Annotated in this window: 5 protein-coding genes; 2 read left to right on the top strand and 3 right to left on the bottom strand. The window is 73.8% G+C overall.

What is annotated here, in order from left to right:
• Nucleotides 1-868: amidohydrolase (locus V7793_RS33680; protein WP_336013498.1), on the top strand; the 868-nt coding region annotated here is incomplete at its 5' end.
• On the opposite strand, the gene V7793_RS33675 is transcribed toward V7793_RS33680, so the two are convergent.
• The 3 genes from V7793_RS33675 to V7793_RS33665 form a co-directional block, all read right to left on the bottom strand.
• Complete coding sequence (locus tag V7793_RS33675) at nucleotides 838-1830, bottom strand: COX15/CtaA family protein (RefSeq protein ID WP_336013497.1); 993 nt, start codon at nucleotides 1828-1830, stop codon at nucleotides 838-840. The genes V7793_RS33680 and V7793_RS33675 overlap by 31 nt on opposite strands.
• Before the next feature lie 133 nt (nucleotides 1831-1963).
• Nucleotides 1964-2749: an ABC transporter permease gene (locus V7793_RS33670; protein ID WP_336013496.1), complete on the bottom strand. Its 786-nt coding sequence runs from the start codon at nucleotides 2747-2749 to the stop codon at nucleotides 1964-1966.
• The gene (locus V7793_RS33665) at nucleotides 2746-3705 is read right to left on the bottom strand and encodes an ABC transporter ATP-binding protein (protein WP_336013495.1); all 960 of its coding nucleotides are present in this window, start codon (nucleotides 3703-3705) and stop codon (nucleotides 2746-2748) included. The genes V7793_RS33670 and V7793_RS33665 overlap by 4 nt, the downstream gene beginning before the upstream one ends.
• Nucleotides 3706-3897: 192 nt before the next feature.
• Here V7793_RS33665 and V7793_RS33660 point away from each other — a divergent pair.
• Nucleotides 3898-4700 (top strand): helix-turn-helix transcriptional regulator (locus V7793_RS33660; protein ID WP_443058050.1); only part of this gene is annotated, 803 nt, incomplete at its 3' end.

The raw sequence follows: 4700 nt of genomic DNA, 5'->3' as shown, positions 1-4700 counted from the left end.
GCTGGGCCTGGACCCGCACTGCCCGCCGGTCCGCTACCTGGCCCGCCGCCGCGAGCTGGGCGCCTACCGCGCGGGGCAGCTGCTGCTGCGCGGCGCGGGCATCGGCACCTTCCTGCTGGAGACGGGGGAGCCGAGCGGCCTCACCTCGGCGGCCGAGCTCGCCGGGGCCGCGGACGGCAGCGCCTACGAGGTCGTCCGGCTCGAACCGCTCGCCGAGCAGGTCGCCGACACCTCCGGAAGCGCGGACTCCTTCACGGCCTACCTGGCCGAGGCGCTCTATGCGGCCGCCCTGAGCGCCACCGCGTTCGCCTGCGGCGTCCCCTTCTGCGACGGCAGCCCGCCGGGTCTCGCGGAGGTGCGCAAGGCCGCGGGCCAGTGGCTGCGGACGCGCCGCCCGGGCGGCCGGCTGGACGATCCGGTGCTCGCCCGCCATCTGCTGTGGAGCGCGCTCGCCGCCGGGCTGCCCGTCCAGCTGCACTGCCCCGACCCGCTGCGGCTGGCCCGCTTCCTGCGGGCCACCGCGGGCCTGGGCGCCGATCTGGTGCTGCTGCCGGACCCGTGGCACCACCGGGAGGCCGCGCAGCTCGCGGGGGCCTTCCCGCACGTGTACGCGGACGTGGGCGCCCGGCCCGAGGAGACGCTGCGCGAGGCGCCCTTCGGCAAGCTGCTGTTCTCCAGCGGCGCGCGCGGCCCGGCCGAGCTCTACGTGGTCGCCGCCCGGTCGTTCTCACAGGCCATGAACCGGCTGATGAACGACTGGGTCGCCGACGGCTGGTGCCGGTGGGCGGACGCGCGCAGGATCGCCTCGCTCGTCGCCTCCGGCACCGCCCGCAGGGTCTACCGGCTGGACGCGGAGGTGGCGGTCTGAAGGGCCTCGTGCTCACCCGAGGGGGCGGGCAGGGTGGCCGCCTCGCCCCGCTCCCGCAGCGACAGGAAGACCCGCAGCACGGCGATCCACACCAGGCAGGAGCCGAACATGTGGGCGCCGACGACCAGCTCCGGCTCGTCGTTGAAGTACTGCACGTAGCCGATGACGCCCTGGAACATCAGCACGGCGAACAGCTCGACCACGCGGCGGCGCGGCACGGCCGGTGCCTTCACGGCCCGCAGCGCGAACCACAGGGCGATGGTCAGGCCGACGACGATGTAGACGAAGTCGACGTGCAGCTGGGAGACCTCACGCCAGTCCAGCGGGATGCGGTGGACGTCCTTCGAGGCGTCGCCCGCGTGCTTGCCGGAGCCCGTCACCACCGTGCCGGCCAGGATCAGCAGGACGGTCGCCCCGACCAGGACCCAGCTGAGCTGCCGCACCGGGCGCGCCACCAGGTCGCGCGGCGCGTCGTCCCCCTCGGCCGAGCGGTGCCACATCACCACGGCCACCGTCAGCAGCGCGGTCGCGGCCAGGAAGTGCAGGGCCACGATGTACGGGTTGAGGCCCGTCAGCACGGTGATGCCGCCGATGATGCCGTTGCTCGCGATGAGCCAGAACTGGGCCCAGCCCAGACGTGTGAGGGAGCGGCGGCGCGGGGCACGCGCGCGTGCCGCCACGATCGCGACGCCGACGAAGACGCACAGCACGTACGTCAGCATGCGGTTGGTGAACTCGATGACGCCGTTGATGCCCATCTCCGGGGTCGGCGTCAGGCTGTCCTCGGTACAGGTGGGCCACGTCGGGCAGCCGAGCCCCGACTGGGTCAGCCGGACCGCGCCGCCCGTGACCACGATGACCACGGCCATCACCACGGCGGCGAGGGCCGCCCGCCGGACGAAGCGCGCGGAGGGCTGCCAGCGGTCGGCGACGATCTGGAGGGGGTTCAGCGTTTTCGGCACGGGCTCATCGTAAAGGGGAGCTTGTGCACGCTTTCACGAGGGGGTACGGGGGAGTCGTCTCTCCGGGAAAGGCAGCACGAGGGGGCGGCGTGGCGTGCATTCATGCTCACCAGGCTCGCTTCCGGCAGAGGGCTCATTCCCAGCGGAAGAGCTTCGCCGCCGCTCCGAGGCCCAGCACCGCCCACACGGCGAGGATGCCGAGGTCGCGCCACGGCATGCCCGCGCCGTCCTGCAGCACGTCCCGCAGGCCGTCCGAGAGCGCCGAGATCGGCAGCAGCTCCAGCACCGCGCGCACCCCGCCGGGGAACTTCTCCATCGGCACGATCACGCCGCCGCCGACCAGCAGCAGGAGGAAGACCAGGTTCGCCGCGGCCAGCGTCACCTCGGCCTTGAGCGTGCCGGCCATCAGCAGCCCGAGCCCGGAGAAGGCCGCCGTGCCCAGGACGAGCAGCAGCAGGACTGCGAAGGGGTTGCCCTGCGGCGACCAGCCCAGAGCGAAGGCGATCACCGTCAGCAGCACGATCTGCAGCACCTCGGTGACCAGCACCGAGCAGGTCTTCGCCGTCATCAGCGCCCAGCGCGGCAGCGGCGTGGCGCCGAGGCGCTTGAGCACGCCGTAGCGGCGCTCGAAGCCGGTGGCGATGGCCTGGCCGGTGAACGCCGTGGACATCACGGCCAGCGCCAGGACGCCCGGGGCCAGGAAGTCGACGGCTGCGCCCTCGCCCGTGTCGACGATGTCCACGGCGCTGAAGAGGACGAGCAGCAGCGTGGGGATGACGACCGTCAGCAGGAGCTGCTCGCCGTTGCGCAGCAGCATGCGCGTCTCCAGCGCGGCCTGCGTGCGGATCATCCGCGAGAGGGGCGCGGCGCCGGGCCGCGGGGCGAACGTCCCGTTGCCGGTCGAGGTCACATCACTCATGCCCGCAGCTCCTTGCCGGTCAGCTCCAGAAAGACGTCCTCCAGCGTGTGCCGCTCGACCGCGATGCGGTCCGGCATGACGCCGTTCTGCGCACACCACGTGGTCACCGTGGCGAGCAGCTGCGGGTCGATGCGGCCGCCGACGCGGTACGTGCCGGGGGTGAGCTCCGCCGCCGTGGAGTCGGCGGGCAGGGCCTTCAGGAGCGAGTTGAGGTCCAGTCCGGGGCGGCCGCTGAAGCGCAGGGTGTTCTCGGCGCCGCCACGGCACAGCTCCTCGGGGCTGCCCTGGGCGATGACCCTGCCGCTGTCGATGATGGCGACGTCGTCGGCCAGGGCCTCGGCCTCGTCCATGTAGTGCGTGGTGAGGACGACGGTGACGCCGTCGGCGCGCAGCTCGCGCACCAGGTCCCAGGTGGCGTGCCGGGCCTGCGGGTCGAGGCCGGCCGTCGGCTCGTCGAGGAAGACCAGCTCGGGGCGGCCGACGACGGCCATGGCGAGCGCGAGGCGCTGCTGCTGGCCGCCGGACAGCCGCCGGTAGGCCGTGCGGCCGCAGCCGCCCAGGCCCAGCCGGTCCACGAGGGAGGGGACGTCGAGGGGGTGGGCGTGCAGGGAGGCGACGTGGCGCAGCATCTCCTCCGCGCGCGCCCCTGCGTACACCCCTCCGCTCTGCAGCATCACGCCGACGCGGGGCCGCAGGGCCGCGGAGTCGGCGACGGGGTCGAGCCCGAGGACGCGGACGGTGCCGGCGTCGGGGCGGCGATAGCCCTCGCACGTCTCGATCGTGGTGGTCTTGCCGGCTCCGTTGGGGCCGAGGACGGCGGTGAGGCCGCCGCGGGCGACGGACAGGTCGAGCCCGTCCACCGCGGCCTTCTGTCCGTACCGCTTCACCAGCCCGCGGACCTCGACCGCGGGCGGGCCGGGGGCCTCGGGGGTGTCCCCCGGGAAGACGCTGCGCATGGCGGGAAGTCTACGAAGCCCGGCGTGTCCCCGGATGCCCCGGGGTGGAACCCGCTTCCGGACGGGCACCCGCGGGCCGGGGGAAACCAAGATCGACGGGTGGCGGTTAGGTAACCCTTAGTGATCGAGGCCACCGCCGGCCGGGCCCGGCCGGGCTTGTCCGTCTCCCGGTAATTACGCAACAATGGTGTTGTGAAATACCCGCGCGAGGTCCCGCAGGGCCCCGCGGCCAGTACGGACGGATCCGTGGCCGCCGGGCCGCAGCAGGCTGCGCCCGCGCCCGCCCGCGCCGACGAGCGCGGTCACGACGAGCAGCGCGGCACCCGCAATCGCGTCGCCCGCTCCATCCTCGATCACGGTCCGTCCACCGCGGCCGACCTGGCCGTGCGCCTGGAGCTCACCCAGGCCGCCGTCCGCCGCCACCTCGACACCCTCGTCGCCGAGGGCGTCGTCGAGCCCCGCGAGAAGCGGGTCTACGGCGCGCGCGGCCGCGGCCGCCCCGCCAAGGCCTTCGCCCTGACCGACTGCGGCCGGGACGCCTTCGACCAGGCCTACGACCAGCTCGCCGGGGACGCCCTGCGCTGGATCGCGCAGGCCGCCGGGGGCGGGGAGATGGGCGAGGCAGCCGTCGCCGCCTTCGCCCGGGCCCGCATGGCCGCCCAGGCCGAGGGCTACCGCAAGGCGCTCGAGGCCGCCGCACCCGAGTCGCGCACCGAGGCCCTTGCCAGGGCATTGACCGCGGACGGGTACGCTGCTACGGCGCGTAGCGCGCCGGTCGGCGAACAGCTTTGCCAGCACCACTGCCCGGTCGCCCATGTCGCCGAGCAGTTCCCGCAGCTGTGCGAGGCGGAGACCGAGGTCTTCTCCCGCCTGCTCGGGACTCATGTGCAGCGTCTTGCCACCATCGCCCATGGCGACGGGGTGTGCACGACGTTCATCCCGAAGAGCAAGACCAAGACCACCACAGCATCCGCCAGCACGGCCGGGAGGAACCC

The sequence above is a fragment of the Streptomyces sp. KLMMK genome, from assembly GCF_036961605.1.
GTDB lineage: Bacteria > Actinomycetota > Actinomycetes > Streptomycetales > Streptomycetaceae > Streptomyces > Streptomyces telluris.
Note: the sequence above shows the minus strand (reverse complement) of the source record. Positions and strands in the feature narration are given on the sequence as shown.